General features: G+C 72.9%; 26 protein-coding genes and 1 rRNA gene. 13 read left to right on the forward strand and 14 right to left on the reverse strand.

Annotated features, from left to right (window positions below):
- Window positions 1-93: ribosomal RNA gene (gene rrf, locus OO60_RS45270) — 5S ribosomal RNA — on the forward strand; the annotation flags it as partial.
- A 257-nt stretch (window positions 94-350) separates the two neighbouring features.
- On the opposite strand, the gene cobF is transcribed toward rrf, so the two are convergent.
- Window positions 351-1,118 carry a precorrin-6A synthase (deacetylating) gene (gene cobF / locus OO60_RS41110; protein WP_003089381.1) on the reverse strand — a complete coding sequence of 256 codons (768 nt, stop codon included), beginning with the start codon at window positions 1,116-1,118 and terminating at the stop codon, window positions 351-353.
- Between the two features lie 77 nt (window positions 1,119-1,195).
- Here cobF and OO60_RS41115 point away from each other — a divergent pair, with 77 nt between their 5' ends.
- The 3 genes from OO60_RS41115 to OO60_RS41125 are packed head-to-tail and all read left to right on the forward strand — an operon-like array spanning window position 1,196 to window position 3,803.
- The gene (locus OO60_RS41115; protein ID WP_003089379.1) at window positions 1,196-1,402 is read left to right on the forward strand and encodes a heavy-metal-associated domain-containing protein; all 207 of its coding nucleotides are present in this window, start codon (window positions 1,196-1,198) and stop codon (window positions 1,400-1,402) included.
- Window positions 1,399-3,465 (forward strand): heavy metal translocating P-type ATPase, encoded by a 2,067-nt coding sequence (locus OO60_RS41120; RefSeq protein WP_003089377.1) that lies wholly within the window; start codon window positions 1,399-1,401, stop codon window positions 3,463-3,465. The genes OO60_RS41115 and OO60_RS41120 overlap by 4 nt, the downstream gene beginning before the upstream one ends.
- A gap of 56 nt (window positions 3,466-3,521) precedes the next feature.
- On the forward strand, window positions 3,522-3,803 hold the full coding sequence (locus tag OO60_RS41125; protein WP_003089374.1) for a metal-sensitive transcriptional regulator: 282 nt from the start codon (window positions 3,522-3,524) through the stop codon (window positions 3,801-3,803).
- Window positions 3,804-3,895: 92 nt separating this feature from the next.
- Here OO60_RS41125 and OO60_RS41130 read toward each other — a convergent pair whose 3' ends face one another.
- From OO60_RS41130 to OO60_RS41140, 3 genes are all read right to left on the reverse strand, one after another.
- Window positions 3,896-4,597, reverse strand: a complete 702-nt coding sequence (locus tag OO60_RS41130; protein ID WP_003089371.1) for a CPBP family glutamic-type intramembrane protease — start codon at window positions 4,595-4,597, stop codon at window positions 3,896-3,898.
- Entirely contained in the window at window positions 4,594-5,490 is an 897-nt protein-coding gene (locus OO60_RS41135; RefSeq protein ID WP_033263406.1) for a coiled-coil domain-containing protein, read from the reverse strand. The genes OO60_RS41130 and OO60_RS41135 overlap by 4 nt, the downstream gene beginning before the upstream one ends.
- Before the next feature lie 120 nt (window positions 5,491-5,610).
- Complete coding sequence (locus tag OO60_RS41140; RefSeq protein ID WP_051767965.1) at window positions 5,611-6,330, reverse strand: MgtC/SapB family protein; 720 nt, start codon at window positions 6,328-6,330, stop codon at window positions 5,611-5,613.
- A 107-nt stretch (window positions 6,331-6,437) separates the two neighbouring features.
- On the opposite strand from OO60_RS41140, the gene OO60_RS41145 reads away from it, so the two are divergent.
- A complete protein-coding gene (locus OO60_RS41145) occupies window positions 6,438-7,115 on the forward strand; it encodes a maleylpyruvate isomerase family mycothiol-dependent enzyme (RefSeq protein ID WP_003082620.1) in 678 nt (225 codons plus the stop codon).
- An 18-nt stretch (window positions 7,116-7,133) separates the two neighbouring features.
- Here OO60_RS41145 and OO60_RS41150 read toward each other — a convergent pair whose 3' ends face one another.
- The 3 genes from OO60_RS41150 to OO60_RS41160 form a co-directional block, all read right to left on the reverse strand.
- Complete coding sequence (locus OO60_RS41150; protein WP_003082622.1) at window positions 7,134-8,459, reverse strand: copper resistance CopC/CopD family protein; 1,326 nt, start codon at window positions 8,457-8,459, stop codon at window positions 7,134-7,136.
- Window positions 8,456-9,031, reverse strand: coding sequence for a hypothetical protein (locus tag OO60_RS41155; RefSeq protein WP_003082624.1), 576 nt, complete (start codon window positions 9,029-9,031; stop codon window positions 8,456-8,458). The genes OO60_RS41150 and OO60_RS41155 overlap by 4 nt, the downstream gene beginning before the upstream one ends.
- A gap of 162 nt (window positions 9,032-9,193) precedes the next feature.
- Window positions 9,194-9,889: a winged helix-turn-helix transcriptional regulator gene (locus OO60_RS41160; RefSeq protein ID WP_003082626.1), complete on the reverse strand. Its 696-nt coding sequence runs from the start codon at window positions 9,887-9,889 to the stop codon at window positions 9,194-9,196.
- A gap of 288 nt (window positions 9,890-10,177) precedes the next feature.
- On the opposite strand from OO60_RS41160, the gene OO60_RS41165 reads away from it, so the two are divergent.
- From OO60_RS41165 to OO60_RS41175, 3 genes are all read left to right on the forward strand, one after another.
- Window positions 10,178-12,496 (forward strand): TOMM precursor leader peptide-binding protein, encoded by a 2,319-nt coding sequence (locus OO60_RS41165; RefSeq protein WP_033263407.1) that lies wholly within the window; start codon window positions 10,178-10,180, stop codon window positions 12,494-12,496.
- 48 nt (window positions 12,497-12,544) lie between these two features.
- Window positions 12,545-13,990, forward strand: a complete 1,446-nt coding sequence (locus OO60_RS41170) for a SagB/ThcOx family dehydrogenase (protein WP_003088685.1) — start codon at window positions 12,545-12,547, stop codon at window positions 13,988-13,990.
- Between the two features lie 177 nt (window positions 13,991-14,167).
- Complete coding sequence (locus tag OO60_RS41175) at window positions 14,168-15,247, forward strand: sensor histidine kinase (protein WP_244885655.1); 1,080 nt, start codon at window positions 14,168-14,170, stop codon at window positions 15,245-15,247.
- A 150-nt stretch (window positions 15,248-15,397) separates the two neighbouring features.
- On the opposite strand, the gene OO60_RS41180 is transcribed toward OO60_RS41175, so the two are convergent.
- Both OO60_RS41180 and OO60_RS41185 read right to left on the reverse strand, forming a co-directional pair.
- The gene (locus tag OO60_RS41180) at window positions 15,398-16,003 is read right to left on the reverse strand and encodes a response regulator transcription factor (RefSeq protein ID WP_003099099.1); all 606 of its coding nucleotides are present in this window, start codon (window positions 16,001-16,003) and stop codon (window positions 15,398-15,400) included.
- A 254-nt stretch (window positions 16,004-16,257) separates the two neighbouring features.
- Complete coding sequence (locus OO60_RS41185; protein ID WP_003099093.1) at window positions 16,258-17,007, reverse strand: helix-turn-helix domain-containing protein; 750 nt, start codon at window positions 17,005-17,007, stop codon at window positions 16,258-16,260.
- Window positions 17,008-17,464: 457 nt separating this feature from the next.
- On the opposite strand from OO60_RS41185, the gene OO60_RS47295 reads away from it, so the two are divergent.
- Entirely contained in the window at window positions 17,465-17,641 is a 177-nt protein-coding gene (locus OO60_RS47295) for a hypothetical protein (protein ID WP_003099090.1), read from the forward strand.
- A 325-nt stretch (window positions 17,642-17,966) separates the two neighbouring features.
- Window positions 17,967-18,572: a response regulator transcription factor gene (locus OO60_RS41190; protein ID WP_033263409.1), complete on the forward strand. Its 606-nt coding sequence runs from the start codon at window positions 17,967-17,969 to the stop codon at window positions 18,570-18,572.
- A gap of 26 nt (window positions 18,573-18,598) precedes the next feature.
- Here the strand turns inward: OO60_RS41190 and OO60_RS41195 are convergent, their stop codons facing one another.
- Both OO60_RS41195 and OO60_RS41200 read right to left on the reverse strand, forming a co-directional pair.
- The gene (locus tag OO60_RS41195; RefSeq protein ID WP_033263410.1) at window positions 18,599-20,971 is read right to left on the reverse strand and encodes a sensor histidine kinase; all 2,373 of its coding nucleotides are present in this window, start codon (window positions 20,969-20,971) and stop codon (window positions 18,599-18,601) included.
- A 176-nt stretch (window positions 20,972-21,147) separates the two neighbouring features.
- Window positions 21,148-21,648, reverse strand: a complete 501-nt coding sequence (locus tag OO60_RS41200) for a DUF899 family protein (protein ID WP_003081261.1) — start codon at window positions 21,646-21,648, stop codon at window positions 21,148-21,150.
- Window positions 21,649-21,809: 161 nt separating this feature from the next.
- On the opposite strand from OO60_RS41200, the gene OO60_RS41205 reads away from it, so the two are divergent.
- Window positions 21,810-22,430 carry an L-threonylcarbamoyladenylate synthase gene (locus OO60_RS41205; RefSeq protein WP_003081264.1) on the forward strand — a complete coding sequence of 207 codons (621 nt, stop codon included), beginning with the start codon at window positions 21,810-21,812 and terminating at the stop codon, window positions 22,428-22,430.
- A gap of 3 nt (window positions 22,431-22,433) precedes the next feature.
- On the opposite strand, the gene OO60_RS41210 is transcribed toward OO60_RS41205, so the two are convergent.
- A complete protein-coding gene (locus OO60_RS41210) occupies window positions 22,434-23,120 on the reverse strand; it encodes a maleylpyruvate isomerase family mycothiol-dependent enzyme (RefSeq protein ID WP_003081267.1) in 687 nt (228 codons plus the stop codon).
- A 146-nt stretch (window positions 23,121-23,266) separates the two neighbouring features.
- Between OO60_RS41210 and OO60_RS41215 the strand changes: the two genes are divergently transcribed.
- Together OO60_RS41215 and OO60_RS41220 are read left to right on the forward strand one after the other, a co-directional pair.
- Window positions 23,267-23,650, forward strand: coding sequence for a YciI family protein (locus OO60_RS41215; RefSeq protein ID WP_003081270.1), 384 nt, complete (start codon window positions 23,267-23,269; stop codon window positions 23,648-23,650).
- Window positions 23,647-24,885 (forward strand): RNA polymerase sigma factor, encoded by a 1,239-nt coding sequence (locus OO60_RS41220; RefSeq protein WP_033263411.1) that lies wholly within the window; start codon window positions 23,647-23,649, stop codon window positions 24,883-24,885. Before OO60_RS41215 ends, OO60_RS41220 begins: the two co-directional genes overlap by 4 nt.
- Window positions 24,886-24,933: 48 nt before the next feature.
- Here OO60_RS41220 and OO60_RS41225 read toward each other — a convergent pair whose 3' ends face one another.
- Window positions 24,934-25,632 (reverse strand): winged helix-turn-helix transcriptional regulator, encoded by a 699-nt coding sequence (locus OO60_RS41225; protein ID WP_003081277.1) that lies wholly within the window; start codon window positions 25,630-25,632, stop codon window positions 24,934-24,936.
- Window positions 25,633-25,701: 69 nt separating this feature from the next.
- Window positions 25,702-26,508: an AfsR/SARP family transcriptional regulator gene (locus OO60_RS41230; protein WP_003081281.1), complete on the reverse strand. Its 807-nt coding sequence runs from the start codon at window positions 26,506-26,508 to the stop codon at window positions 25,702-25,704.
- Window positions 26,509-26,941 lie beyond the last annotated feature (433 nt).

Below are 26,941 nucleotides of genomic sequence, written 5' to 3' on the forward strand. Positions count from 1 at the left end.
ACGCCCGGTCCCATTCCGAACCCGGAAGCTAAGCCTGACAGCGCCGATGGTACTGCAACCGAAGGGTTGTGGGAGAGTAGGACACCGCCGAACTTACTTAAAAGAAAGGCCCCGGTCGAGAACCTCACGGTTCTCCCGGGGCCTTTCGCTATTTACCCGCCCGACCACCCAGGTACGCGAACCGACCCTCCAGGTACGCGAGTCGTCCCTCTGGGTACGCGTGTCGGCCAGTTGGGTACGCGACTTCCGCCTCGCACCGCAGTGGAACTGACGTGATCAGGCCCGCAACTCGCGTGATTGAAGGCGGAACTCACGTGATTGAGCGGGCATCTCGCGTGATTGGCGGGGCATCACTTCCTAGGGGCCGGGCGGCGCAGGAGGCACGTGTCCATGATCCAGCCGTGGCGTTCCCGCGCCTCCGCCCGCACCTGCCGGATCTCCTCGGCCAGCGCGGGCGTGAGCGGGCCCGAACGCAGGATCTCGTGGGGCGTCCCGATGTAGGCGCCCCAGAAGATGTGCAGCCCTTCGCCGGCGTAGCGGTCGAAGGTCGTGTGGGCGTCCAGGAGGACGAACACGTCGTCGACCCCCGATGGCCAGCCGTCGGCGAGGCGGCGGCCCGTCGTCAGCTGGACCGCCCGGCCGATCTGGTTCATCGTCGTCCGGTGGCGGGCCACCAGGGCCGAGATGCTGCTGATGCCCGGCACCACCTCGTACTCGAACTCGACGCTCCCCCGCGCCAGCACCGCCTCGATCAACGCGATCGTGCTGTCGTACAGCGACGGGTCGCCCCACACGAGGAACGCGCCCACCTGGTCCGGCTCCAGCGACGAGAGGATCAGCGACTCGTACACCGCCGCCCGCGCCGCGTGCCAGCCGGCCACCGCCGCCCGGTAGTCCGCCGGCGTGCGATCCCGGGGCGGGTCCGAAGCCAGCACCACCCGGTACTCCCGCGTCACGAACCGGTCCAGGATCTCCTGCCGCAGCCGCACCAGGTCGGCCTTCTCGGCCCCCTTGTCGAGGACGAAGAACACGTCGACCCGGTTGAGCCGGTCGATCGCCTGGACCGTCAGGTGCTCGGGGTCGCCGGCGCCGATGCCGATCGCGTAGATCTTCCGCATGCCGCGAGTCTGGCGGGCCCCGCTGCGGAACCCCTACCCCCGATGGGTATAAAGGAGGGAGACGAAAGGAGCGGGAAATGGCCGAAACGACCTACACCGTCGAGGGCATGACCTGCGGGCATTGCGCCACCTCGGTCCGCGAGGAGGTCTCCGAGCTCGAGGGCGTCCGCGAGGTGGACGTCGACGTCGAGAGCGGACGCGTGACCGTGACCAGCGACACCCCGCTCACCACCGACGCGGTCGCCGCCGCCGTCACCGAGGCCGGCTACCGCCTGGTCGCGTGAGCCCGGCCGACGTGACCACCGCGACCCGGGTCGAGCTCGCCATCGGCGGCATGACCTGCGCGTCCTGCGCCGCCCGCGTCGAGCGGAAGCTCAACAAGGTCGACGGCGTCACCGCGACGGTCAACTACGCCACCGAGAAAGCGCAGGTCAGCTTCCCGGGCCGGCTGTCGGTCGACGACCTCAAGGCCGTCGTCGAAGCCGCCGGCTACTCCGCGCGGCTTCCCGAGCCGGAAGCCAAGGAGAAGACGCCCCGCAACCGTTTGCTGGTCTCCGCCGCGCTCACCGTCCCGCTGATCGCCCTCGCGATGGTCCCGGCCTGGCAGTTCCCGGGCTGGGCCTGGGCCGCCCTCGCCCTCGCCGCCCCGGTCGTGACCTGGGGCGCCTGGCCCTTCCACCGCGCCGCCGCGGTCAACCTGCGGCACGCGACCGCCACGATGGACACGCTGATCTCGCTCGGCGTCGTCGCTTCGGTGGCCTGGTCGCTGTACGCCCTGGTCTTCGGCGGGGGCCACCACCACCTGTACTTCGAGGTCGCCGCCGCCGTCACCACGTTCATCCTGGCCGGCCGGTACTTCGAGACGCGCGCCAAACGCCGCGCCGGCGCCGCCCTGCGCGCACTGATGGAGCTCGGCGCGAAGGACGTCACCGTGCTCCGCGACGGTGCGGAGCACCTGGTCCCGGTCGCGGATCTCCGCGAAGGTGACCTTTTCCTCGTCCGGCCCGGCGAGAAGATCGCCACGGACGGCGTGATCACCGAGGGCGGCTCCGCGGTCGACACGAGCATGCTCACCGGCGAGCCGGTGCCGGTCGAGGTCGGGCCGGGGGACGCGGTCACCGGCGCCACCGTCAACGTCGGCGGCCGGCTGTTCGTCCGCGCCACCCGCGTCGGCGACGACACGCGGCTCGCGCAGATGGCGCGGCTCGTCGAGGCCGCGCAGAACGGCAAGGCCGGGGCCCAGCGGCTCGCCGACCGCGTCTCGGCGGTGTTCGTCCCGCTGGTCGTCCTCGCGGCGCTGGCCACGCTGGTGGTCTGGCTCGCGACGGGTGGCCGCCCGGACCAGGCGTTCACCGCCGCGGTCGCGGTGCTGATCATCGCCTGCCCGTGCGCGCTCGGCCTCGCCACCCCGACGGCGCTGCTCGTCGGCACCGGCCGCGGCGCTCAGCTCGGCATCCTCGTCAAGGGCCCCGAGGTGCTCGAGTCCACCCGCCGCGTCGACACCGTCGTCCTGGACAAGACCGGCACCGTCACCACCGGCCGGATGACCCTGGTCGAGGGGGCGGGCGAGGCGCTGCGGCTGGCCGGCGCCGTCGAGGCCGCCTCCGAGCACCCCATCGGCCGCGCCATCGCGGAGGCGGCGAAGCAGCGGTTCGGCCCGCTGCCCGCAGTCACGGACTTCCGCAGCACGCCGGGCGTCGGCGTGACCGGCGTGGTCGACGGCCGCATGATCACTGTCGGGCGCGCCGAGGCCGACGGCGCCACCGCGGTCGACGTGACCTGGGACGGCGAGGTCCACGGGCGGCTGGTGGTCGCCGACACGATCAAGCCGACATCCGCGCGGGCGGTCGCCGAGCTGTGCGCGCTCGGCCTGATGCCGGTGCTGCTGACCGGCGACAACGCCGGCGCGGCGCGGGCCATCGCCGCCGAGGCGGGCATCGACGAGGTCGTCGCCGAGGTGCTGCCCGAGGAGAAGGTCGCCGTCGTCAAGCGGCTGCAGGCCGAAGGCCGCGTGGTGGCGATGGTCGGCGACGGCGTCAACGACGCGGCCGCGCTCGCCCAGGCCGACCTGGGCCTGGCGATGGGCACCGGCACCGACGCGGCGATCGAGGCGAGCGACCTGACCCTGGTCCGCGGCGACCTGCGGGCGGCGGCCGACGCGATCCGGCTCGCCCGGCGGACCCTGTCGACGATCAGGGGCAACCTGTTCTGGGCGTTCGCCTACAACGTGGCGGCGCTGCCGCTCGCCGCGCTGGGGCTGCTCGACCCGATGATCGCGGGCGCGGCGATGGCGTGCTCGTCGGCGTTCGTGGTCAGCAACAGCCTCCGGTTGCGCCGGTTCCGCTGACACCCCGGGAGGGTATAGTCGCCGGCAGGGAAGCCGACGACGGGGACAGGTGGGCGATGACGGGTTACGGCAACGAGCGGGACGCCTACCTCAAGCGGCTGCGCCGGATCGAGGGCCAGATCCGCGGGCTGCAGCGCATGGTCGAGCAGGACAAGTACTGCATCGACATCCTGACCCAGGTCTCGGCGGCGACGAAGGCACTGCAGTCGTTCTCGCTGGAGCTGCTGGACGAGCACCTGGCGACCTGCGTGGTCCAGGCGGCGGCCGCGGGCGGCGAGGAGGCGGACCTGAAGGTGCGGGAAGCCTCGGACGCGATCGCGCGGCTGGTGCGCTCGTAGCTCAGGATGGGCTTGCCCGTGATCGGGCGGGCATCTCACGTGATTGGGCGGGCATCTCGCGTGATTGGCGGGGCATCGGGGCTGTGGGCTGGTCAGCGGACCAGGACCGCCAGCGTCAGGCCGCCCGCGTTGGTCGTGAAGTGCACGATCACCGACGCCAGCACGCCCCGGCCCGCGTGCCGCCACCAGTGCAGGAAGATCCCGGCCGCGCCCGCCGCCGCCATCGCCAGTACCTGCACCACCACCGCCGGCGTCGAGCCGAACAGCTCGTGGACCGCCGCGTTCCGGCCGATCGCCAACGCCGGGAGCGCGTGCCACAGGCCGAACAACGCCGCCGCCGGCAGGATCGGGCGCCAGCGCCACCGGTCGTCCTCCGCGCCGAACAGGGCCGGGAGCACCCCGCGGAACGCCACCTCCTCGATCAGGACCGTCCCGAACAGGATGCGGCCGCACGTCAGCCACAGCAGCTGGCCGAAGTCCGGGTCGCCCACCCGGCCGTCCTGGTACACCGTGCGCAGGGCCGGTACCGCCAGCGCGATCGCGAACACCGCCGCCACCAGCCCGGCACCCGCCAAACCCACCAGCGCCGGACGGCGGACCGTGCGCAAGCCCAGGTCGCGCCACGAACACCCGGCCGCGCGGGCCAGCGCCACCAGCACCGTCGCCGCCACCAGGCCGCACAGCGGGTACGCCCAGCCCGGCAGCACCCGGTTCGCCAACGTCGTCGACGCCGCCAGCGTCACCACCGCCGCGGCCACGGCCGGCCCGCGCCGGACCGCAGCGGCGTGCGTCAACCGACCGCCAGGTCGTCCGCCGGCGACCGGCGCTGGACCGGCACTCTCTTCGACATCGGCAACGTCGCTTCCGGGTCGAACGGCGCCGGGTGCTCGTCGAGGGCGATCGCCGCGTCCGCCAGCAGGGAGCGGCAGCCCGTCAGGCTCGCCTTGAGCTTGTCACGGACCTCGGACAGCGCCGTGACCTCGCGCTCGGCCGCCTCGACCAGCGATTCGCCGTGGCGGGTCGCGTCGGTGACCAGCTGCGCCGCCTTCTCCCGCGCCGCCGCCAGTTCGCCTTCGGCCGTCGTGACCAGCTGATCCGCCTTCGCCCGGGCGGCCGCTTCCTGCTCGGCCAGTTCGCGGACCGCGTCGGCGCGCCGGACCGTCATCGCGCGCGTGTGGTCCTCTTCCAGCTGGGCCCGGCGCCGCGCCGCGGCCTCGTCGAGCTCGCGGCGGCGCTGCTCGGCCGCGCGCACGAACTCCTCGTGCTCGGCGCGCTGCCGCGCCTGCTCGGCCTCGGCTTCTGCCACCAGCCGGCGCTCTTTCTCGGTGAGCCGGACGGCCTCGGCCTCGGCCTCGCGGCGGATCCGCTCCGCGGTTTCCGTTGCCCGCGCGGTGATTTCGCCCGCTTCCTCGCGGGTCAGCTCGATCATCCGGCGGGACCGCTCCTGCAGCGCGTCGGCCGGGATCGGCGTCATGCTGATCCGGTCGATCTTCACGCGGAGCTCACGGTTCTCCTCGGCGAGGGCGTGCCCGCGCCGGCTCGCCGCGTCGCGTTCGGCGGTGAGTCTGCGGATCTCGGCCTCGGCCCACTCGACGTACTCGGTGACCTGCGCGCGGTGGAAACCGCGCCACGCCAGGTCGAATCCGGGCTGCGCGTGCAGCACGTCCTCGCCACCGCCGGGGGCCATGCCTCACCTCCGAATTGGATGATTTCTCCCCGGCCGCGCGTTTCCGTTGCGGCGCCGGGGAATTCCGTGTGCTCCCCAGTGTGCCGCAAACTCCCCGCCGCGCGCTGCCCGGGCGGCCGATCATTCGTCGAACGGTTCCCCGCGGCCGGTGGACGTGCTCCGCACGCCGGGCAGTTCGGCGAGTTCCCCGGCCAGGTCGTAGAGATCACCGCGCCCGTCCAATCGCAGCGTGACGACGGCAATCCGGTGCCCCTCCTCGGAAATGGACTCGTGGTCGACGTCGACGCGCTGCACGGACCAGCCGCGTCCGGTGCACGCGGTCAGCGCCGCGCGCAGCACACCGCGGCCGTCGAGATAGCTCAACCGGATCACCGGCGGCTCACGCCGGTGCCGCGCGACGAACCGCTGCAGCGGCGGCAGCCCGCGGGTCACCACGAAGTGCCCGGCGGTCGTGCCGGCGGCGAGCACCGGCAGCCCGGCGCCGCACGCCGTGCCGACGGCGGCGGTGAGCCAGATGGTCGCGGCCGTGGTCAGGCCGCGCACCGCGTCCCGGCGGACGAAGATCAGCCCGCCGCCGACGAAGCCGATCCCGGACACGATCTGCGCGGCGATCCGCGACGGGTCGAGCGAGACGTGGTCGAGGCCGAGCAGGTCGGCGAAGCCGTACTTCGACACGAGCATGAACACGGCCGAGCCGACGCCGACCAGGGCGTGCGTGCGCAGCCCGGCGGCCTTCATGCCGGCTTCGCGCTCGAGCCCGATGGCGACGCTCAGCACGAGCGCGAGCAGCACCGGCGGCAGCAGCTCCCACTGCGCCGACGTGGACCACAGGGTGGGCAACGGACCTCCGTGCGGGTTCGGGTGGCGGCACGCGAGGAGAACTGCCGGTGCCGTCACCAGGGCATACTGGGCCCCCAGCACCGATCGTGCCAGGGTGAGGTGGAACTGTGACAGCGACCCGGCCGCTCCCGGCCCCGGACTTCGTCGGCTACCCGGAGGTCCGGCGCGGCGTCCGCGCGCTGCTCGAGGCGCGGCCCGGCAGCGAGCACCACCCGGTGCCGGCGTGTCCGGAGTGGACGGTCGCCGATCTGCTCGCCCACCTCACCGCCATCGCCGAGCGCGTGCTCGCCCGCCACGGCGGCACCCCGCCGCCGGCCCCGGACCGGCCGCTCGGCGTGCCGGCCCTGCTCGACCGCTGGGACGAGGTCGGCGCGGAGGTCGACCGGCGGCTCGCGGCCGCGGGCGGGCAGAGCGGCGAGATCATGGTGATGGACGCCTACACCCACGAACTCGACCTGCGCGCCGCGTTCGGCGTGCCCCCGCCGGCCGAGCACGCGGCCTGGGCGCCGAGCTTCGCCCTGCTGGTCCGCGGCTTTTCCGGCTCACTCGCCGGGCGGGGCCTCCGGGCACTGAGCGTGCGCACGACCGGCGGATCGGCGTGGACAGCGGGCACCGGACGGCCGGCGGCTTCGGTGACGGCGCCGGCTTACGACCTGTATCGCGCGCTGGCGGGCCGGCGGTCGCTCGGGCAGCTGGCGGAGCTGGCGTGGAGTGAAGCGCCGGAGCCGTGGCTGCCGGCGTTCACGTGGGGGCCGTTCACGCCGCCTTCGGGGCCGGGCGCCTGAGGGCGGCCCGGGCGCCTCTCAGCCGCCCGGCGGTGTCACCGTCAGCAGGGCCGCCAGCGCAAGGACCACCGCGCTGAGCAGCACCTCCACCGTCACCGCCACCCGCAGGCGGTGGAGGCTCGCCGTCTTCGTTGCGCCTGCGCCCCTGGTGCCCGTCAGGCCCTCGTGCACCGCCCGGCGGGAACGGCTCGCCACCGCCAGCAGCGCCGCGAACCCGGCGAGCTTCAGCAGGACCAGCAGGCCGAACTCGGTACTCCACAGCGTCGACAGCGACGGCATGATGCGCACGGCCAGCACCGCGCCGCTCAGCGCGATCGCTCCCACCGAGCCCGCCGCGAGCCGCGAAAACCGAGCCGCGACCGGGACCGGGTCCTCGCCGGGCAGCGGGCGGTACAGGGTCAGCGCCAGCTGGGTCAGGCCGCCCGCCCACAGGGCGATCGCGCCGAAGTGCACCAGGTCCGCCGTGATCGACACGAACATGATCGGGTCGGTCACCGGGTGGCCGGTGGCCGAGAACGTCAGCAGCACGACGAAGCCGCTCACGATGGCCAGGTTCTCGTAGCGGGCACGCAGCCGGTCCGGCAGGCGCGGCCGCAGGAGCCCGGGCAGCAGCACCGCCAGTGCGCCCACCCCCGCCAGCCGCAGGAGCAGCAGCTTGCCGTAGGCGACGCGCCAGGTGTCCGCGAGCAGCCCCGTGTCGAACACCGCCTCCAGGTTGCGGCCGGCCGCGTACGGGCCCTGCAGCACGAAGGTGGCCACGGTCGTCACCGCGACCAGCCCGGCGCCCCAGTGCAGGAGCCGCCGGGCGCGGGGGTCCGTGCGGGCCGCCGGGCGGCACAGCAGCACGAACGCCAGGCCGCCGAGCAGCACCACCCCGAGGTAGGCGAGCCAGCGCACCGCCGTCGACAGGGTGCTGACGGCCGCGTCGGTGCCGGTGGCCGCCGACACCGCGCCCGCCGACGTCACCAGCGGCCCGGTGCCGACCACGAACGCGAACGTGCCGCGCACGGGGTGGGAGTCGGCCGAGACGAAGGCGTATTCGACCAGGTAGCTGCCGTCCGGCAGGCCGGGCCGCAGCCGCACCGCGACCTGCTCGGCGACGTCGCCGGGCTGGAACACCGGCCCGGAGTCCACCTGGCGGCCCCCGAGGTCGACGACCTTGATCGACCCCGGCTGGATCCCGACGTTCTCCGACAGGGTGACCGACACGAGGGACGGCGCCGCGCTCAGGCGGGCGCCGTCCCCGGGGGCCGACGAGACGATCTCGACGTGGGCCGAAGCCGGTGTCGCGCTGACCAGCAGCCAGCCGGCGAGGAGCGCCAGCAGCGCCAGCGCACGCTTCACGAGGCGGCGAGCACGGGCCGCCTGGGCACGCCGCAGGAGCAGCCGGTCAGCTTGCGCTCGGCGGCCGACGCCCGCCGGTGCAGGACGACCGCGACGATCATCGGGATGGTGACGATCGTGTTGTAGAACAGGTGCAGCTCCACGCGGGGCACGAGCAGCTGGATGATGCTGGTGGGCACCTTCTGCCCGGCCAGCCGCCAGCCGGACTGCGCCTGGATGAACAGCAGCAGGTGCTCGATGTGGTGCCAGAACTGGATGCCGAGCGCGAGGTTCCACCACTGCCGCGACCGGCCCGCGAAGCCGTGGCGCAGGACCCACAGGAACACCAGCATCACCAGCGCGTAGCCGTAGTGCAGCCACTCCTGCGAGATCAGCCACGGGAACGGCATGCCGAGCACGCCGCGCGCCTTCGAGGTGGGCCAGCCGAAGCCGTAGATCTGGATCGCCTGGACGATGTGCTCGGCCCAGTGCGCGACCACGATGACCATGAACACGGTCAGCGCGCGGTGGTGGTGGCGGCTGTTGAGCTCGCCCAGGAACCCGCCCGGCCGGGCGATTTCGGACGTCGACATGTGCACCCCAGTGTCTCGCGAATCCGGCATTTCGGTGGTGTGTCGACGATATCGGCCCCCGGGCGCCCGCCGATTACTCCAGAGTGCTGAATCCGGAACGGGGATTGCGGCACCCGGCGGATTGCGCCGGGGCCGCGTCGGCGGAGGCCGGGAACGGAAGCGTCAGTGCAGGGCGAGGCCGGTCGAGCGCTCCGGGGCCGGCGGGATGTGGAACAGCCGGGTGAACACGTCGAGGTGGGCCGGGTCGCCCTCCAGCCGCACCTTGCCGCCGTCGATGGCGTCCTGCGCCGACAGGCTGCCGGTGAGCAGGTCGAACAGCGCCGGTCCCTGCGGTTCGATCACCAGGTCGGCGTCGGGCAGCGCGCCGGCGGACGCCTTGAGCGCGCCGTCGTCGACCATCGCGTGCACGATCATCTCGCCGCCGAGGTGGTGCAGCTCGTAGTTGAGCCGGACGCCCGCGGCGGCCTCCTCCTGGAAGGTCGCGTACAGCGAGATGATCGCCGTGTCCAGCGTGAACGCGTCGTCCGGCTTCGGGTAGCTCAGCGAGCGCGCGCCCCACAGGCCGAGGTCGAGCACGATCTGGTCCAGCTCGGCGCCGTACTCGGTGAGTTCGTAGACGACGCCGGCGTCCAGCTGCGACAGGACGCGGCGGCGGAGGACGCCCGCCTCCTCGAGCTCGTTGAGGCGCGAGGTCAGGATGCTCACCGGGATCCGCGGCAGCGTGCGCTGCAGGTCGTTGAACCGCTTCGGGCCGAGCATGAGGTCACGCACGACGAGCAGCGACCACCGTTCGCCGACGATCTCGAGCGCCCGGGCGAGGCCGCAGAACTGTCCGTAGGTGCGAGCAGAGGTAGGCATACTCGGGTCCTCACTTGTCTCGGAGTGCCGGCCCGGGAGCGGTCCGATTCGCGCGGGGCCGCGACTTCGGTTACGGTGCGCCGTGCCGCCATGGGCGTCGCTGTCTACGGTGACGGGTCCCCGCTGCGCGCGGCCAGTGAGCCGTGCACTCCCACCCCGTGCGTTTTTCATGCCCAAACGTGGAAAACGCACGTCTTCGTCCGTGCTCGCGGCACTGGCCCGCAGGTCACCAGGTGGAGCAGGATTCTGATTCCTCGTCTCGCCACCCGACGACCGGCAGGAGTGCGCATGCGCAACGCAGCGGTGGACGCCCGGGTCCCGGCAGGCGACGGCGAGCCCGCGCCCGCACCGGCCGCCACCCCGGCACCGGCGTTCCGGCGGCACCTGCGGGCCGAAGTGCGGGCGGGCAAAGGGGCCTACCTGTTCTCCGAGCAGGGCGTCATCGCGATGCGCGGCGCCAAGATCGAGTCGCTGGCCGCGCTGCTGGACGGCACGCACGACCTCGAACGGCTGCTGCGCGGCCGTCCGGGCGGGATGGCGCCGGAGGAGGTCGCCGCGCTGCTCACGCAGCTGGTCGACGCCGGGCTGGTGACGTTGCGCAGCACGCCGGCCGAACCCCGGCCGGGCGACGAGGGCGTGCTGGCCTACTGGGACGCCTGCGGCGTCGACGCCGACCTCGCAGCCGCGCGGCAGGGCACCGTGCGGCTGACCGCGGTGGGCGACGACGCCGACGGCGTGGACCCGGGCGCGGTCGAGCGCGCGCTGGCCGGCGCCGGGCTCGGCGTGCGCACCGACAGCGGACCCGCCGACCTGTCGGTCGTGCTGTGCGCCGACTACCTCGACCCGCGGCTGGCCCGGATCGACGCCGAGCACCGGCAGGCCGGGCGGCCGTGGCTGCTGGCGCGGCCGTGGGGTGCCCACGTGTGGATCGGCCCGGTGCTGCAGCCGGGCGGCGCGTGCTGGCACTGCCTGACCCACCGGCTGTGGGGGCACCGGCACGCCGAGGCGTGCGTGCAGGAGGAACTCGGCCACGACGGCCCGGCGCGCCGCCCGATGGCGGCCCTGCCGCCGCTGACCGCGGCCGCCGCGCACCTCGTCGCGCTGGAGGCGGCCAAGTGGGTGGCCGGCTACCGGTACCAGGGCCAGCAGTGCGTGTGGACGCTCGACACGCTCGACCTGCAGGGCCGGTTGCACGAGCTGCGCCGCCGCCCGCAGTGCCCGCGCTGCGGCGACCCGTGGCAGGTGGCGTGGCGCTCGACGCGCCCGGTCGTGCTGCAGCCGGCGAAGAAGGCGACCACCGGGGGCGGCGGGCACCGCACGGCGACGCCGGCGCAGATGCTCGACCGGCACCGGCACCTGGTCAGCCCGATCACCGGGATCGTCAAGGAGATCCAGCGCGACCCGGCCGCGCCGTGGTTCGCCAACGCCTACCGGTCGGGGCCCAACATCGCCCGCGGCGTCACCGGCATGGCGGCCCTGCGCGCCGGCCTGCGGTGCGAGAACGGCGGCAAGGGCGTCAGCCCGCTCGACGCCGAGGTCAGCGCGCTCTGCGAGGCCGCGGAACGGTTTTCCGGCAACTTCCAGGGTGACGAGCTGCGGATCCACGGGGCCTACGACGAGCTGGGTGAGCAGGCCGTCCACCCCAACGAGTGCATGCTCTTCGCCGACCGGCAGTACACCGAGCGCGCGACCTGGAACGCCGAGCACGCGGACTTCCAGCGCGTCGGCGAGCGGTTCGACCCCGCCGCCCGGATCGACTGGACGCCGGTGTGGTCGACGGGCGGGCGCCGCCGCCTGCTGCCGACGGCCTACCTGTACTACGGCACCCCGCGGGAGAGCGCGGCCCGCGGCGTGCGCGCCGACTCGAACGGCGCCGCGGCGGGCAGCAGCCTCGAAGACGCGATCCTGCAGGGCGCGCTGGAACTCGTCGAGCGCGACGCCGTCGCGCTGTGGTGGTACAACCGCACGCCGGTGCCGGGCGTCGACCTCGCGTCCTTCGCCGACCCGTGGCTGGCGGAGATGTCCGCGAACTACGCGGCGATCGGCCGCGAGCTGTGGGTCCTCGACGTGACGTCGGACCTGGGGGTCCCGGTGACCGTCGCGCTGTCCCGGCGGACCGACAGCCCGCACGAGGACATCATGCTCGGCTTCGGCGCCCACCTCGACCCGCGGATCGCGGTGCGCCGCGCGGTGACCGAGCTCAACCAGATGCTGCCGATCGTGCAGGCGGCCGGCGCGGGCCTCGACGACCCGGACGCGCGTCGCTGGCTCGCCCACGCCACCGTCGCGAACCAGCCGTACCTGCGGCCCGCGGCGGGGCAGCGGATGCGGACCGCCGCGGACTTCCCGTTCGTCAACCGCACCGACGTCCGCGACGACGTCGAGGCGCTGGGCCGGGTGTTCGGCCGCGCCGGGCTGGAACTGCTGGTGCTCGACCAGACCCGGCCCGACGTCGGGATCCCGGTGGTCAAGGTGATCGTCCCCGGCCTGCGCCCGTTCTGGGCCCGCTTCGCGCCCGGCCGGCTCTTCGACGTCCCGGTCCGGCTCGGCCGGCTCGACGCGCCCACCCCGTACGAGCGGCTCAACCCGTTCCCGATGTTCCTGTGAGGGCGCCGCACGGCGCCCGTGTTCGTTGGTTCGCTTGAGGAGTTGGCCGTGCCTGCTGACCGCCCGGAAGGGATCCCGGAGACCGTCCGGCTCTGGTCCCTCACCGAAGACACCTTGCTGGAGGCGGGGGACGACGACACGGTCGTCGCGATCACCTGGTGGGGCGAGTACGAACTGGCGGGCATACCCGGTCCGGTCCGCGAGTCGCTGAGCCGGATGGTGCTCGGGCCGGTGTCGATGGGCAACCTCACGTCCTCCGCCGGCGGCGGCGCGGACGCCTGGGCGGGTGCGCTGCGGAAGGTCCTCAACCGGCTGTCCGGCTCGGTCGTGCACTCGCTGGCGCTCAACGACGGCCGCGGGCCGGTCCTCTCGGCGATCCCGGTGACGCCGTCCCCGGTCTTCCCGACCGATCCGGTGCCACCCGGCAGGCTGATCAAGCTGTCGCGGTTCTCGGCGATGCGCCCGGACGACGGCGGCCTGCTGCTCGAATCACCCCGCGCCCGGTACCGGGTCGCGCTGCTGCGGCCGCTCGCGGTGACCGTGGCGTCGTCGCTGGCCGGCCCGGTCACGGTCGCGCAGGTCGCCGAGGCCACCGGGCTGGCCGCGCCGCTGGTGGCGGACGTGGTGGCGTTCCTGGTGGCCGCGGGCGTGGTGCTGGTGGCCGACGACTGGGCGGCCTTCGCCGAGGACGACGACGCCGACCTGGCCGTCTGGTCGCCCGACGACCTGATGTTCCACGCCCGCAGCCGGACCTGGCAGAAGGGCGGCCCGCCGGACCGGGAGGCGCACCGGGCGGGCGAGGAACCGCCGGTGGTCAAGCAGATCACCGCCGGCCCGACCTTCCCGCTGCACCGGCCCGACCCGGCGGTGATCGAGGCGACCGACCCGACACTGACCACGCTGCTGGAGCACGACCACACGTGCCCCGAGGTCACCGAGCGCGCGCTGACCGCCGAGCAGGTCGGCGAGCTGCTCTACCGCGCGGCGCGGGTGCGGTCGATCGGGCCCGCCCACCTGCCCAGCGGGCCCGGGCACGAGGCGTCGCAGCGGCCGTACTTCAGCGTCGCCTGCCTGTACGAGCTCGAGATCTACGTCGGCATCAACCGCTGTGCCGGCCTGGCGCGGGGGATCTACCACTACGACCCGCTGTGGCACACGCTGACGCTGATCAACGACGACATGGGCGTCCTGGACGGCATGCTCGACGTGGCGATGATCGGCGCCGGCAGCCGCCGCCGTCCCTCGGTGCTGCTGACGATGACCGCGCGGATGTCGCGGATCGCCTGGGTGCTCGGCAGCGCCGCGTACGCGACGACGCTGGTGCACGTGGGCGCCCTGCAGCAGGTGCTCTACCTCGCGGCGAAGGCGATGGGGCTGACCGCGCACGCGGTCCCGGTCGACGCCGGCGACCGCGTCGACCGGTCGCTGAAACTGGAGTGGCCGACGGAGGTGAGCGTCGGCGAGTGCGTCCTGGACTACCCGTACTCGCGGTAGCCGATGATCGATCCGCACCGTCCGGCCCTGTTACCTTGTTAGCACTGGGGCGCGGGGGGTAAGCGGGAGGGGGCCGTGGTTCGGCCGGTGCGCATGCGCGGTACGGGAGTCCGGCGACGGGCCGGCGGGCGGTCTTCTCCTCCGGGGCAGGAGGAACGGCCCGGGGTCCGGGCGCTCGTGTTCGGCGCGCAGCCGGCCGCCGTCGCCGCGATCGCCCTGCTCGCGTTCCTGCCCGTGCTGACCGGCCGCACATCCTGGCCGGACCGGCTGGCCGCGCTGGCCTGCGTGGCGGCCCTCGCCGCCGGGCACCTGATCTGGTTCGGGCCCGGCCGGGCCGGCCGCCGGATCGGGGTCCTGCTCGTGCAGGCCGGGCTGGGTTTCGTGCCGTTGCTGCAGTTCGGTGCCCAGTGGAGCCCGGCGAGCGGGTTCTTCGCCGGCGGGCTGCTGCTGGCGTTCCCGCCGGCCAAGGCGGTGCCCGGCGCGCTGCTGGCCTGCGTCGTGGCCGGGCTCGGCTCGGCGTGGCCCGGCCCCTCGGTGCACGCGGGCGTGACCGCGGCGGCGGTCGCCGGCGTCGCCGCCCTCACGCTGTTCGGGCTCGGCACGTCCGCGCGGCTGGTGGCCGAGCGGGAGGTCGAGCGGCGCGAGCTGAAGCGCGGGGCCATCGCCGAAGAGCGCAAGCGGTTCTCCCGCGACCTCCACGACCTGCTGGGACTCAGCCTGTCGGCGATCACCCTCAAGGGTGAACTTGTCGATCGCCTGGTGGCGACCCGGCCCGCCCAGGCGAAGGAGGAACTGGCCGATCTGCTCGTGATGTCGCGGCGCGCGCTGGCCGACGTCCGCACGATCGCCGCGGGCTACCGCGAGCTGTCGCTCGACGAGGAGTGCCGGGCCGCGGCCGACGTGCTGAGCGCGGCCGGGACCCGGGTGACGATGGCCCGGTCCGGCCTCGACGACCTGCCCCTGCGGGTGGCCACCGCGCTCGGGACGGTGCTGCGCGAAGGCGTCACGAACGTGGTGCGCCACAGCACGGCCAGCTGGTGCGCGTTTTCGGTGAGCACCGCGGACGGGACGGCCTGGCTGGAGATCGTCAACGACGGCGCGGCCGGCGCGGCCGACGGCGGCGCCGACGCCGGGGCGGGGCTGCGCAACCTCCGCGACCGCATCGGCGTCCTGAACGGCACGCTGACCGCCGAAGCGGGGCCGGACGGCACCCACCGGCTGCTGGTGGCGATCCCGCTGCGCCGCGCCGCACCCTAGGACTCCAGGTCAGCACAATCCCGGAAGCCGGTCTGCCGCGGCTTGTCGTGAGTGGTAAGGCGGGTTCTAACCCGCCTTACCACTCACGACCCCGGTAAGCGTTTTCCGGCGGGTTTTCCCCGGTGGAGCGGGAGGTTTGCGGCCTCGGGGTCAGAGCCACTCGGCTTCGGTGGCGATGCGGATGGCGTGGACCCGGTTGCGGGCGTTCAGCTTCGTCACCACGGACGCCAGGTAGTTGCGGACGGTGCCGGCCGAGAGGAACAGCTCGGACGCGATGTCGGAGACCGTGCGCCCCTTGGCGGCCAGGCCGAGGATCTCGACCTCGCGCGGGGTCAGCGGGCAGTCGTCGGTCTCCCAGGCGGCCAGGGCCAGCTCGCTGTCGATGACCCGGCGGCCGATGGCGACCGAGCGCACGGCGTTCGCCAGCTTGTCCGACGGCGCGTCCTTCAGCAGGAAGCCGTTCACCTTCGCGTCCAGCGCGCGGCGCACCGTGCCCGGGCGGCCCAGGCTGGTCAGGATGAGCGTGTGGCAGTCCGGCAGGCTTTCGTGGATCTCGATCGCCGCCGACAGCCCGTCCTTGCCCGGCAGGTCGATGTCGATGACCGCGACGTCCGGTTGGGAGGCCTTGGCGGCGGGCAGGATCTGGTCGCCCGAGGACACCTCGGCCACGACTTCGATGTCGGATTCGAGGTTCAGCAGGGCGACCAGGGCGCCGCGGACCATGTGCATGTCCTCGGCCAGCAACACCTTGATCACGTCGGTACCTCGCACCCCAGTCCGGCGACTCCGAACAGCAATTGTACGCCATTGCCCGGCTCGGCCGGTGTTTCTCGCGATCGGCACCCCCGCAATACCGAATTCTTCGCCCCGCCTACCCGATCCGGGCCGGTAAGGGCAATCCCGCCGCCGATGCGCGCTGCTGGGCCGAATGGCCGGGCCTCACCCCGAACAGGTGAGTCCGCCGCCCGCGGATTAACGGACGGCGGATTCGGTGTGCCGCAATTGCACGCTCAGCTCGCCAGCGGGCGGGAGATCGCGGCGTGGCGCAGGTCCGGCAGGGCCAGCAGGACGGGCGGGTCGAAGCCGTGCCGCGGGCGCAGCCGGACGTCGGCCAGGCTCGCCGTCACGCCGCGGTGGATGGTCACCGGCCCGGTCAGGCCGGTGAACGGCCGCAGCCCGTGGTTGTCGAGCAGCGTGGTCCCGTAGGCGTGCGTCAGGACGTACCAGGACCCCAGCGGGACGTCTGCCAGCGCATACGGCCCCGGACCGGGCAGGATGGCGTACCGGGCCGGCGCGCCTTCGGCGATCCGGGCGGCGAAGAGCCCGACGAACACCGGCCCGACCTCGGCGGCGGCCGCGACGCGCAGCTGACCGCGCACGGTCGCCCCGGACCCCGGCTGGGCCTGCCGGTCGGCGATCCGCGGCGCCAGGCCGTGCAGCTGGCGGTAGCCGGACGGCGAAACGCCGACGCTGCCGCTGAACCGCGCGCTGAACGTGCCGACGCTGTTGTACCCGACCTGGTGGCTGATGTCGGCCACCGAAATCACGGTCGTGGCCAGCAGGCGCTTGGCCTCCGCCAGCCGCAGGGCCGACAGGAACCGGCCCGGCGACAGCCCGGTGACCCGCAGGAACACCCGGGTGAAGTGGAACTTGCTGAACATGGCCGCGCGGGCGAGGTCGTCGATCGTGAGCCGCTCGCCCAGGTTGTCTCGCATGGTCACGATGGCACGTGCCACGGCTTGCCGGACGATCTCATCCATGGTGGGCCGTCCCCTCCGGTCGACAGTGCCGCGTCCGGGCCTTCCGGCGAAGGTGCCCGGGTGCGGGAAAAACGATTCCGACCAAAACTGTAGGACCGCGGACGTCTACTTCTTAAGTGCTCTGTGCACCGGTGCGGATGGATTTCACCGGTGGTCGACATGCGTTTTGCACATGCCGGGTTTGGGGCCGCCGAGGCGGGGTATCCCCGCCATGACGGATGCACATGGCGCGGGTCGCCGACCGCGCCGAGCACCCGTCCGATCGCGCACCGTGACGGAATCAGCGTGATTCGACCGCCGTTCGACGGCTGGTTAGGCCGTTCGGCCTCCTTCCCGAAACCGCACGGACCATGTGTAAGCCACGGCGGCCCGATGACGCGGGCACTGGCTGCGGGCGCATCACTGGGCGACGATTTATGTCACGTGAAGCATTCATCTTCGCCACTGGGAGCACACAATGTCCGCACAGGTTTCCGCTAACGTCCGCGCCCTTTTCGCCGATCTGGGTATCGAGGTCGAGAAGACCGTCACCGACCTGTCGATCGACCGGTTCGAGCAGTGGGGCGACGGCACCGCCGACGTCCGGCCGATCCTGGGGAGCATCTGCCGGCTGGACGTCCTCGAGGCGGCCTGAGCATCGTTTCCGCTGTTCTCGTGTCTGCCGGGCCGGTCACGCCGGGCGCGCACCGCGCGCCGGACGGTGGCCGGCTCGTCGCATGTGGAGCACGGCAACGTCTACAAACGACGTGACGGGAAAATTTCCAACAGCACGCCGATCACGACGAGAACCCGTTACAGTTCGTAGTCGCGCGATCGCGACATGGCATTTTTAACCTAGTATTTGCCTGTGCCCGTGCATTTCGCGGCAGTGAGCTCGGAAGATGCCCGAACGGTGCAACCGATTCGTCAAGCAGAATGGTTGACTTGACTTCTGGGGAATCGTGAGTGCGGAGGCACCCGTGATCAGAGTGCTGGTTGCCGAGGACATGCACATCGTACGGGGCGCGCTGGTCGCCCTGCTGCGGCTGGAACCCGACATCGACGTGGTCGCGGAGGTGGCGTCCGGCCTGGAGATCCTGCCGGCGGCCCGCGCCAACCAGGCGCAGGTGGCGGTCATCGACATCGACCTGCCGGGCAAGGACGGCCTCACCGCGGCCGGTGAGCTGCACGAACAGCTGCCCGGCTGCCGGACCCTCATCCTGACCAGCCTCGGCAGGCCGGGGACGCTGCGGCGGGCGCTGGACGCCAAGGTCGGCGGGTTCCTGCTGAAGGACGCCCCGCCCGACAAGCTGGCCAACGCCGTCCGCGGGGTCCTCGCCGGCCGCCGGATGGTGGACGGCGACCTGGCGCTGGCCGCGTGGGACACCGTCGACTGCCCGCTCACCAGCCGCGAGCTGGACGTGCTCCGGATGACCTCGCAGGGCTACGGGACGGTGGAGGTCGCCGCGCGGCTCTACCTGTCCGCCGGCACGGTCCGGAACTACCTGACGACGGTGGTCGCGAAGCTCAACGCCCGCAACCGGGTCGACGCCATCCGCATCGCCGAGGAGTCCGGCTGGCTCTGAGCCGCAACAGGTATAGACCAGTACGATCAGACCGGGACGACGGCCCGCAGCCGGAACCGGCCGTCCGGCTCGACCCCGGCGGTCAGCTCGCCGCCGAGGTCGGCGACCCGGTGCGAGAGGTTGCCGATCCCGCTGCCCGGCGACGAATCGCGGGGCACCGCGCGCGGCGCGGGCACGACCGGCTCCGCCGGATTGCCGCCGTCACCGGGGTTCCCGGCCTGCCCGTCCCGCCAGCCCCCGACGCCGTCGTTGACGATGTCGAGGCTGATTCCGCCGTCGGTGCGGTACATCGCGATCTCGCAGCTCTCGACCCGGCTGTGCCGCAGCACGTTCGTGACGCCTTCGCGCAGCACCACGGCCAGCACCGTGCGCACCGGCGTGGGCAGCTCGTCCTCCAGCATCTCCATCCGCACCCGGACGTCGGCGGAGGTCAGCACCGACTTCGCGGTGCGTGACTCGCTGGCCAGCGACAGTTCGCGGTAGCCGCTGGCCACCGAGCGCACGTCGGACAGCGCCTGCCGCGTCAGGCCGAGGACCTCGGCGAGCTCGTCGGCGGCGCGGTGGCGGTCCAGCGGCAGGATCCGGGCCGTCAGCTCGCTCTTGAGCGCGATCGCCGACAGGCTCATGCCGAGCAGGTCGTGCAGGTCGCGGGCGAAGCGCAGCCGCTCCTCGGCCAGCGCCATCTCGGCCAGCCGCCGCCGCGTGTTGTCGAGCTCGGTGACCAGACGGACCAGCCACAGCAGCCCGAACACGGCCAGCCCGGTCATCACCGTCGCGGCGGTGTAGAACACCGTCGAGGTGATGTCCGCGCCCGAGATCCGCTGGATCTCCGCGTAGGCGGCGATGTTGAGCGCGAAGAACACCCAGCCCGCGACCGGCGGCAGGACCAGCAGCGAGCTGCCGATCAGCAGCCCGGGCAGGCTGACCCAGTTCGGGCCCAGCGGGAGCAGCGGCAGGTAGATGAGGCACGCCTGGACGAACAGCATGCCGTAGCTCTGCGCCGTGCGCAGGTTGGTGGCCGGCCGGTTGAAGTAGGAGAACTGCAGCGCCAGCAACGCCACGATCGAGCCGACGACCAGGATCACCTGCCACGGCTGGGTGGTCAGCTCCAGCACGTGCAGCGTGGCCCCGCACGCCATCAGGGACATGACCACCGGCAGCAGCCGCCGGATCCGCTTGGACTCGGTCTCCGCCTGCCGCTCGGCTTCGTGTGCGCCCCCGGTGGCCAGCCGTTCCGGGACCGGCAGCTCGACCCGCAGCCGGAACCGGCCGTCCGGACCGGTCTTCGCCGTCGCCGTGCCGCCGAGCGCGGCGACCTCGTCGGGCAGCGGCGCCAGCGTGGTCGCCGGGTCGTCCGCCGTCACGCCGTCGTTGGTGATTTCCAGGGTGACCTTGCCGTCGTGGTGCCGGACGTCGATCTCGCAGTGCTCGACGTCGCTGTAGCGCAAGACGTTCGTGACGCCTTCGCGCAGCACCTTGGCCAGCAGCGTGCGCGCCTGGACCGGCAGGTCGCCCTGGTCGAGGTGGACCCGGACGGCGATCTCGGACGCCGACAGCAGCGTTTCCGCCGTCCGCGACTCCTTCTCCAGCGACAGTTCGCGGTAGCCGTGCGAAACCGCGCGGACGTCGGACAGGGTGCGCTGGGCGGTCGCGGTGATCTCGCCCAGCTCGGTCTTGGCCGCCTCCACGGACTTCCGCATCAGCCGCTGCGCGAGTTCACCCTTGAGGGCGATGGCGGACAGGCTCAGCCCGAGCAGGTCGTGCAGGTCGCGGGCGAAGGCGAGCCGCTGCTCGGCGACCGCGCGCTGGGCGAGTTCGGTGCGCGCCTGGTGCAGTTCGTGGACCATCCGGGCCAGCCGGGCCAGCAGGTAGTAGAGGATGCTGTAGAAGCAGGCCGAGAAGCCGATGTAGATCGTGTCCAGCGTCGTCGCGCCGAAGATGTGGTAGACCCACACCTCGCTCAGCGCCACCACGCCCAGCGTCGGCCACGCGTACCGCGGCGGCAGCACCAGCAGGGCCGCGCCGCCGACGAAGTCCGGCATGTCCGCCCACAGGATGCCGAACGTCGGCAGCGGGACGTAGGCCAGCACGACCACCACCGCGAGCAGCACCCGGCTGGTGACCGAGTCGAGCCGGGCGGACGGGCGGCTGAACCACAGCAGCTGGATCCCGAGCAGGCCGGCGACCGCGGCGACGGCGTACAGCGCGTGGAGTCCGTCGACCGAAGCCGGCAGCAGGCCGACGACGCCGATCACGCTGAACCCGGCGATGACCACGACGATGATGGCCGAGGCCAGGTAGGTGGCCAGCCGGGGGCGCCGGTCCGCCGCGGTGGTGCCGCGGGGTTCGGCGGTCGCTGAGCGCCCGGTGGGGGGCTCGAGTGCGGCGACCGGAGACATCAGTGCGGACCCTCCGGGATCTGCGCGGCGACCGGGCCGCCCGGGTGGCCGGGTCTCGGCGCTGTGTGTGCGTGCTGACGGCTGATCATAACTCAAGGGAGCGCCCCCGAAATCGGGCGAAAACCCGCGACCGGGCGGCGGGACAGCGGAAATCCGCCCGGTCGCGTCCGATCGGGTCAGCGCCGGTCCGGTGTGGGCGGGAGCCCGCCCGCGTTCGCGAGCAGGCCCAGGAAGTCCAGGCGCGGCACCGCGACCGAACCGGTGTGCAGCACGCAACCGTCCGCCAGGCGGAAGAAGCTGAGCCCGGACTCGTCGTCGGCCGAGGCACCGGGCACGTGCCGGGTCGCCGGGAAGTCGTCGGTGAACGCGGTGCCGGCGGCCGAGTAGGCGGCCACGTCCCAGCCGAGGTGCCGCCGGTACTGTTCGAGTTTCGCGTAGGGCGCACGGGAGACGAGCACCAGCCGCAGGCCGGGGTCGTGCAGCGCGGCGGTGACCTCGAGCGCCGGGACGACGTCCGCGGGTCCGCTGTGGTCGGCCATCGGGTGGTGCACGGCGAGCCGCCGGCGCCCCCGGAACAGCTCGGTCAGCGAGACCCGGCCACATGGGCCTTCGAACAGGTATCCGGTCCCGGCGACGACACGGGGGCGGTCGAGTTCCGGCACGGTCAGCTCCGTCATCACTGGCCCTCCCTGGCTGTGTTCCACTGCGGATTGTGGGCCGCGCCCGGCGGGCGGGCCCAGCGTTCGGTCCGGGTACCGCAACCTGGGAGACGCGCCCGGGCCGGCCCGTCCGCTGCCCCTGCCGTGCCGGGCGGGCCGGGCGACCCTAGGCTCGGCCCATGGCACGCTATTTCGACCTGCACCCGGAGAACCCCCAGAAGCGGGCGCTCGGCCAGGTCGTCGAGATCCTCCGGAACGACGGGCTGATCGCCTACCCGACCGACTCGTGCTTCGCGCTCGGGTGCCGTCCGGGCAACCGCGACGGGCTCGACCGCATCCGCGCCATCCGCAAGCTGGACCACCGGCACCACTTCACCCTGGTCTGCCAGGACTTCGCCCAGCTCGGCCAGTTCGTGCACATCGACAACGCGGTGTTCCGCGCGATCAAGGCGGCGACCCCGGGCAGCTACACGTTCATCCTGCCGGCCACCAAGGAGGTGCCGCGGCGGCTGATGCACGAGAAGAAGAAAACGGTCGGCGTGCGCATCCCCGACCACCGCGTGACGCAGGCGCTGCTGGCGGAGCTCGGCGAACCGCTGCTGTCGAGCACGCTGCTGCTCCCGGGCGAGGGCGAGCCGATGACGCAGGGCTGGGAAATCAAGGAGGAGCTGGACAACGCGCTGGAAGCGGTGCTCGACTCCGGCGACTGCGGGGTGGAACCGACGACGGTGGTGGACTTCTCCTCGGGGGAGGCGGAAATCCTGCGCGTGGGTGCGGGGGACCCGGCACCGTTCGAGTAGGCGTCAGCGCTCCAGCAGCTCCAGCCATTCGGCGGTGTGGCCGCCCGTGAACGCGAGTGACAGGTCCTCGGCGAACCGGCGGCCGGTCACCAGCAGGCAGAAGTCCTCCGCCGGGCCCGTGATGCGGTCGCGGGCGTCCTCCGGGCCGAACTGCCAGAGCTCGCCCGACGGCGCGCGCAGCTCGAAGCGGAACTGGTCCGGTGGCGTCTCCTGGTGCCGGTGGTACACGCGGTCGCGCGTCCGGATGCCGTAGTACGCCACGTGGCCGATCGCGTCCGTGCGGCGCAGGCGGGCGCCGACCGCGTCGGCGATGTCCTGGCCGCAGGCGAACAGCTCGGTCAGGACCGCCGCCGCCAGCACCGACGGGCGCAGGGGGCCGTCGCTCCACGGGAGCTCCGGGGCCGGTGGGGCCGAGGCGAGCAGGGCCGTCGCCTTGCGCTGCTCGATCAGCCAGCTCACGATCGCCTCGTCGAGGGAGTCGTAGGAGATCTGCGGGGTCACCCCGAACGCCGCCGGGTGCTCGACGCTGAGCCGGACCAGCCGCGCGGTCGACGTCAGCCGGGCGAAGTGGCCGGTGAGGTCCGGGCCGGGGGCTCCGCCACCCGGAGCCCCCGAAAAGTACCCGTGCCGCTCGGCCAGGTCGGCCAGCGCCTCGGTCTCCGTCTGCAGGTCCGTGAACACGTCGGCCATCGGCGCCCAACCTCCTGGTCCGGGCAGCCGGGACCGCCCGGAACCAGCCTGGCAGCCCGCCTCGCGGCGGCTCCACTCCGCGGTTGCGGCGCGGTCGGCTATGTTCGGCCACGGACGCGGCGAGGGTGGCTGAAGGGAGCCCGGACGTGAAGTACCTGCTGGCGATGTACCTGAACCCCGACGTGATGGCGAAGCTGTCCGAGGAGGACATGAACGGCATCATGACCGGGCACCAGGAGTTCATCCGCACCATCCGCGAATCCGGCGAGATGATCAGCACCCAGGCGCTCGGCGCGGTCGCCGACAGCAGCGTCGTGCGCGTGCGCGGGGGCCTGCCCGCCGTCACCGACGGCCCGTTCCTCGAGTCCAAGGAGTTCCTGGCCGGCTACTACCTCGTCGAGTGCGCGAGCAAGGAGCGCGCCGTCGAGCTCGCGGGGATGATCCCGGACGCGGCCATCGAAGGCCTCGGCATCGAGGTCCGCGAGGTGGTCTTCTTCGCCGACGCCGAATCCGAAGTCCCCATGGCGTGACCGGCGTCGCCGAGACGCTGCGGCCGCTCGTGCCGCAGGTGCTGGGCGTGCTGGTCCGCCGGTACGGCCAGTTCGACGCGTGCGAGGACGCCGTCCAGGAAGCCCTGCTGGCGGCGAGCGAGCAGTGGCCGGCCGAGGGCGTCCCGGACCACCCGCGCAGCTGGCTGATCACGGTCGCGACCCGGCGGCTCACCGACCACTGGCGCAGCGAGAGCGCGCGACGGCGGCGCGAGGAGACGGTCGCCGTGCGGGAGCCGGTGACCGTCGTGGCCGGGCCGGGCGAGGAGCGGCCCGCCGCCGAAGACGACACGCTGTCGCTGCTGTTCCTGTGCTGCCACCCGGCGGTTTCGCCGCCTTCGCAGGTCGCGCTGACGCTGCGCGCAGTCGGCGGCCTGACCACGGCGCAGATCGCGAGCGCCTTCCTGGTGCCCGAGGCCACCATGACGCGGCGCATCACCCGCGCGAAGGAGAGCATCGCCGCGGCGGGATCGACCTTCAGCGAGCCCTCGCCCGCCGACTTCCCGGCGCGGCTGCAGGTGGTGCTGCAGGTGCTGTACCTGATCTTCAACGAGGGGTACACGGCGACGTCGGGGGAGAACCTGCTGCGCGTCGAGCTGGCCACCGAGGCGATCCGGCTGACCCGGGCGGTGCACGCGCTGATCCCCGGCGAGGGCGAGGTCGCGGGCCTGCTGGCGCTGATGCTCCTGACCGACGCCCGCCGGGCGGCCCGCACCGGCCCGGACGGCGAGCTGGTGCCGCTCCCGGAGCAGGACCGCGCGCAGTGGGACGCGGCGATGATCGCCGAAGGCGTCTCGCTGGTGCGTGCGACGCTGGGCCGCGGCCCGGTGGGGCCGTACCAGGTCCAGGCGGCGATCGCGGCGCTGCACGCCGAGGCGCCCGGCACGGACGAGACCGACTGGCCGCAGATCGTCGAGCTGTACGGCGTGCTGGGCGAGCTCATGCCGGGCCCGGTGGTGACGATGAACCTGGCGGTGGCGCTCGCCCAGGTGGCGGGCGCCGACGCCGGGCTGGCGGTCCTGGACGGCATCGACGCCAAGGCGGGCGTCGGCCGCCGGGTGGACGCGGTCCGGGCGCACCTGCTGGAACGCGCGGGCCGCCCGGCGGACGCCCTCGAGCACTACCTGAAGGCGGCGAAACGCACGGAGAGCGGCCCGGAGCGGCGGTACCTCGAAGCCCAGGCCGCGCGGGTCGAGGCCGGGCTGCCGCCCGCCTGAACCGCACGAGTGCCGGGCCTGCCGGAGGGAGCAGGCCCGGCCCTGGTTTCAGTGGACCGCGATGCCGCTCGCCGGCTCCGGGGCCGCCGGGACGTGGAACAGCTGCGCGAACAGCTCCAGGTCGGCCACTTCGCCTTCGATCGACAGCTTGCCCGAACGGATCGCCGCCGCGGCGGTGAGCTGGCCGCTCATCAGGTCCAGCAGGGCCGCGTTGTGGCCGGTCCGGACGACCAGGTCGGCCCCGGGGAACCGGCCCTCGCCGACCTTGACCGCGCCGTCCTCGACCAGGGCGTGCACCGTCATGCGGTCGTCGTAGCGGATCTCGAAGGTGATCTGCACGCCTTCGGCGCTCTCCGGGCGGAAGGTCGTGTACAGGGACAGGATGGCCGCGTCGAGGGTGACGACGTCGTCGGCCGCCGGCTTGTTCAGCGAGCGGGCGCCCCACAGGCCCAGGTCGAGCACGATGTGGTCGAGTTCGCTGCCGTACTGGGTCAGCTCGTAGACCAGGCCCGCGTCGAGCTCGGCGCGGACGCGGCGGCGGATCACGCCGGTCGCCTCCAGGTCGTTGAGCCGGGCCGACAGGATGGACGGCGGGATCTTCGGCAGGCCGGCCTGCAGCTCGTCGTACCGCTTGGCGCCGAGCACGAGGTCACGGATGATCAGCAGCGACCAGCGCTCGCCGATGAGCTCGAGCGCGCGGGCGACGCCGCAGAACTGGCCGTAGGCACGGGTGTGCGGAGTGGGCATCGAACGTTCCTCACTTCTTCTCGGGCGTTGCGGCGCACCCGGCGGGAGCCGGGGACGTGTCGGGGCGGCTCACCGGTGGTCGCCCTCGGAAATCAGCTCTCGGTGCAGGGACTGCAGGTCGTCGCACGGTTCCACGCCGAGCTCGCCGGCCAGCCGGGTGCGGAGCATGCGGTAGACGGCCATCGCGTCGGACCGCCGTCCGCTGCGGCCCAGCGCCCGCATCAGCTGCCCGTGCAGGGCTTCGTCCAACGGGCTGCCGGTGGTCAGCGACCGCAGCTCGCCGATCAGCTCGCGGTGCCGCCCGCTGACGATCTCCGCTTCGATCCGCAGGTGCAGCACGCTGCGCCGCAGTTCGAGCAGCTCGGTCCGGTACGCCGACAGCACCGGTCCACAGTGGATGTTCGCCAGCGGCGGCCCGGACCACAGGTCGAGCGCGGCGCGGCAGGCGTCGGCGGCACCGGCGTGGTCGCCGGCGGCCTGGCGCTCGTACCCCAGCTGCTGCAGCCGCACGAACCGGTGGGTGTCCACTTGGGACGGATCGATGTTGAAGGTGTAGCCGGACTGCTTGGTGGCCAGCAGCTTTTCGGCGTCTTCCGCGAGGTCGTTCTGCATGATGCAGCGGCGGAGGTGGTAGACGTAGGTGTGCAAGGTGGTTCGCACCGTGCGGGGCGGGTTGTCCGACCACAGCTCCCGGATCAGGGTGTCGATGTGTACCATCTTGCCCGGACGCATCACGAGCACGGCGAGCAGCGCCAGCACTTTCGGCGCGCTCGGGGCGTAGTCGACGCCGTCGCGCAGCACTTCCAGCGGCCCCAGCACGCTGAAGTGGACGCTGCCGTCGGCCGGCTCGTCGGTTCGCTGCTGTTCGGAGTACATTGGCTGGCCTCCAGCATCGTCAAGGCGTCCTCGCGCTCCCCAGGTCGTGCCGCGCGGGTCGGTGGACGGCCGAACTCCGGGCTTCTATCCGAATGTGACAGAGCGCCGACCCGGCGGCCAGTGAACCGCTAACCGGACCCGGCGTGCGTTCATCCCGGCCGCGCATGCGTTCCGCAGGTTCGGGGTGTGCGTGGCGCACCCGCCGCCATCTGGCGGAACCCGCAGCCCACCGGGCCGGAGCCTCCCCGGATCGGACCAAACGCGCGTCCCGCGGGACCGCTGCCGATCATGGCCGCAGGCGTCCGGCACACCGCGCCCGGGCGTTCCGCACGCGCCGGTCCGGGCACACCGCCCGCCCACGACCGGGTGTCACGCTGACGAGTGAACCCGATCACGGGCGGCCTCCATCGCCCGTCAATCGATCTCCGAGATA

The sequence above is a fragment of the Amycolatopsis vancoresmycina genome (genome assembly GCF_000716785.1).
Taxonomy (GTDB): domain Bacteria; phylum Actinomycetota; class Actinomycetes; order Mycobacteriales; family Pseudonocardiaceae; genus Amycolatopsis; species Amycolatopsis vancoresmycina.

Excerpts from the sequence above, each read along its gene's own strand:
- cobF (WP_003089381.1), bottom strand. The coding sequence starts at position 1,118 with ATGCGGAAGATCTACGCGATCGGCATCGGCGCCGGCGACCCCGAGCAC.
- OO60_RS41135 (WP_033263406.1), bottom strand. The coding sequence starts at position 5,490 with ATGGCCCCCGGCGGTGGCGAGGACGTGCTGCACGCGCAGCCCGGATTC.
- OO60_RS41155 (WP_003082624.1), bottom strand. The coding sequence starts at position 9,031 with ATGTCGACGTCCGAAATCGCCCGGCCGGGCGGGTTCCTGGGCGAGCTC.
- OO60_RS41125 (WP_003089374.1), top strand. The coding sequence starts at position 3,522 with ATGACGGGTTACGGCAACGAGCGGGACGCCTACCTCAAGCGGCTGCGC.
- OO60_RS41230 (WP_003081281.1), bottom strand. The coding sequence starts at position 26,508 with ATGTACTCCGAACAGCAGCGAACCGACGAGCCGGCCGACGGCAGCGTC.
- OO60_RS41195 (WP_033263410.1), bottom strand. The coding sequence starts at position 20,971 with ATGTCTCCGGTCGCCGCACTCGAGCCCCCCACCGGGCGCTCAGCGACC.
- OO60_RS41225 (WP_003081277.1), bottom strand. The coding sequence starts at position 25,632 with ATGCCCACTCCGCACACCCGTGCCTACGGCCAGTTCTGCGGCGTCGCC.
- OO60_RS41165 (WP_033263407.1), top strand. The coding sequence starts at position 10,178 with ATGCGCAACGCAGCGGTGGACGCCCGGGTCCCGGCAGGCGACGGCGAG.
- OO60_RS41160 (WP_003082626.1), bottom strand. The coding sequence starts at position 9,889 with ATGCCTACCTCTGCTCGCACCTACGGACAGTTCTGCGGCCTCGCCCGG.
- OO60_RS41205 (WP_003081264.1), top strand. The coding sequence starts at position 21,810 with ATGGCACGCTATTTCGACCTGCACCCGGAGAACCCCCAGAAGCGGGCG.
- OO60_RS41210 (WP_003081267.1), bottom strand. The coding sequence starts at position 23,120 with ATGGCCGACGTGTTCACGGACCTGCAGACGGAGACCGAGGCGCTGGCC.
- OO60_RS47295 (WP_003099090.1), top strand. The coding sequence starts at position 17,465 with ATGTCCGCACAGGTTTCCGCTAACGTCCGCGCCCTTTTCGCCGATCTG.
- OO60_RS41200 (WP_003081261.1), bottom strand. The coding sequence starts at position 21,648 with ATGACGGAGCTGACCGTGCCGGAACTCGACCGCCCCCGTGTCGTCGCC.
- OO60_RS41185 (WP_003099093.1), bottom strand. The coding sequence starts at position 17,007 with ATGGATGAGATCGTCCGGCAAGCCGTGGCACGTGCCATCGTGACCATG.
- OO60_RS41115 (WP_003089379.1), top strand. The coding sequence starts at position 1,196 with ATGGCCGAAACGACCTACACCGTCGAGGGCATGACCTGCGGGCATTGC.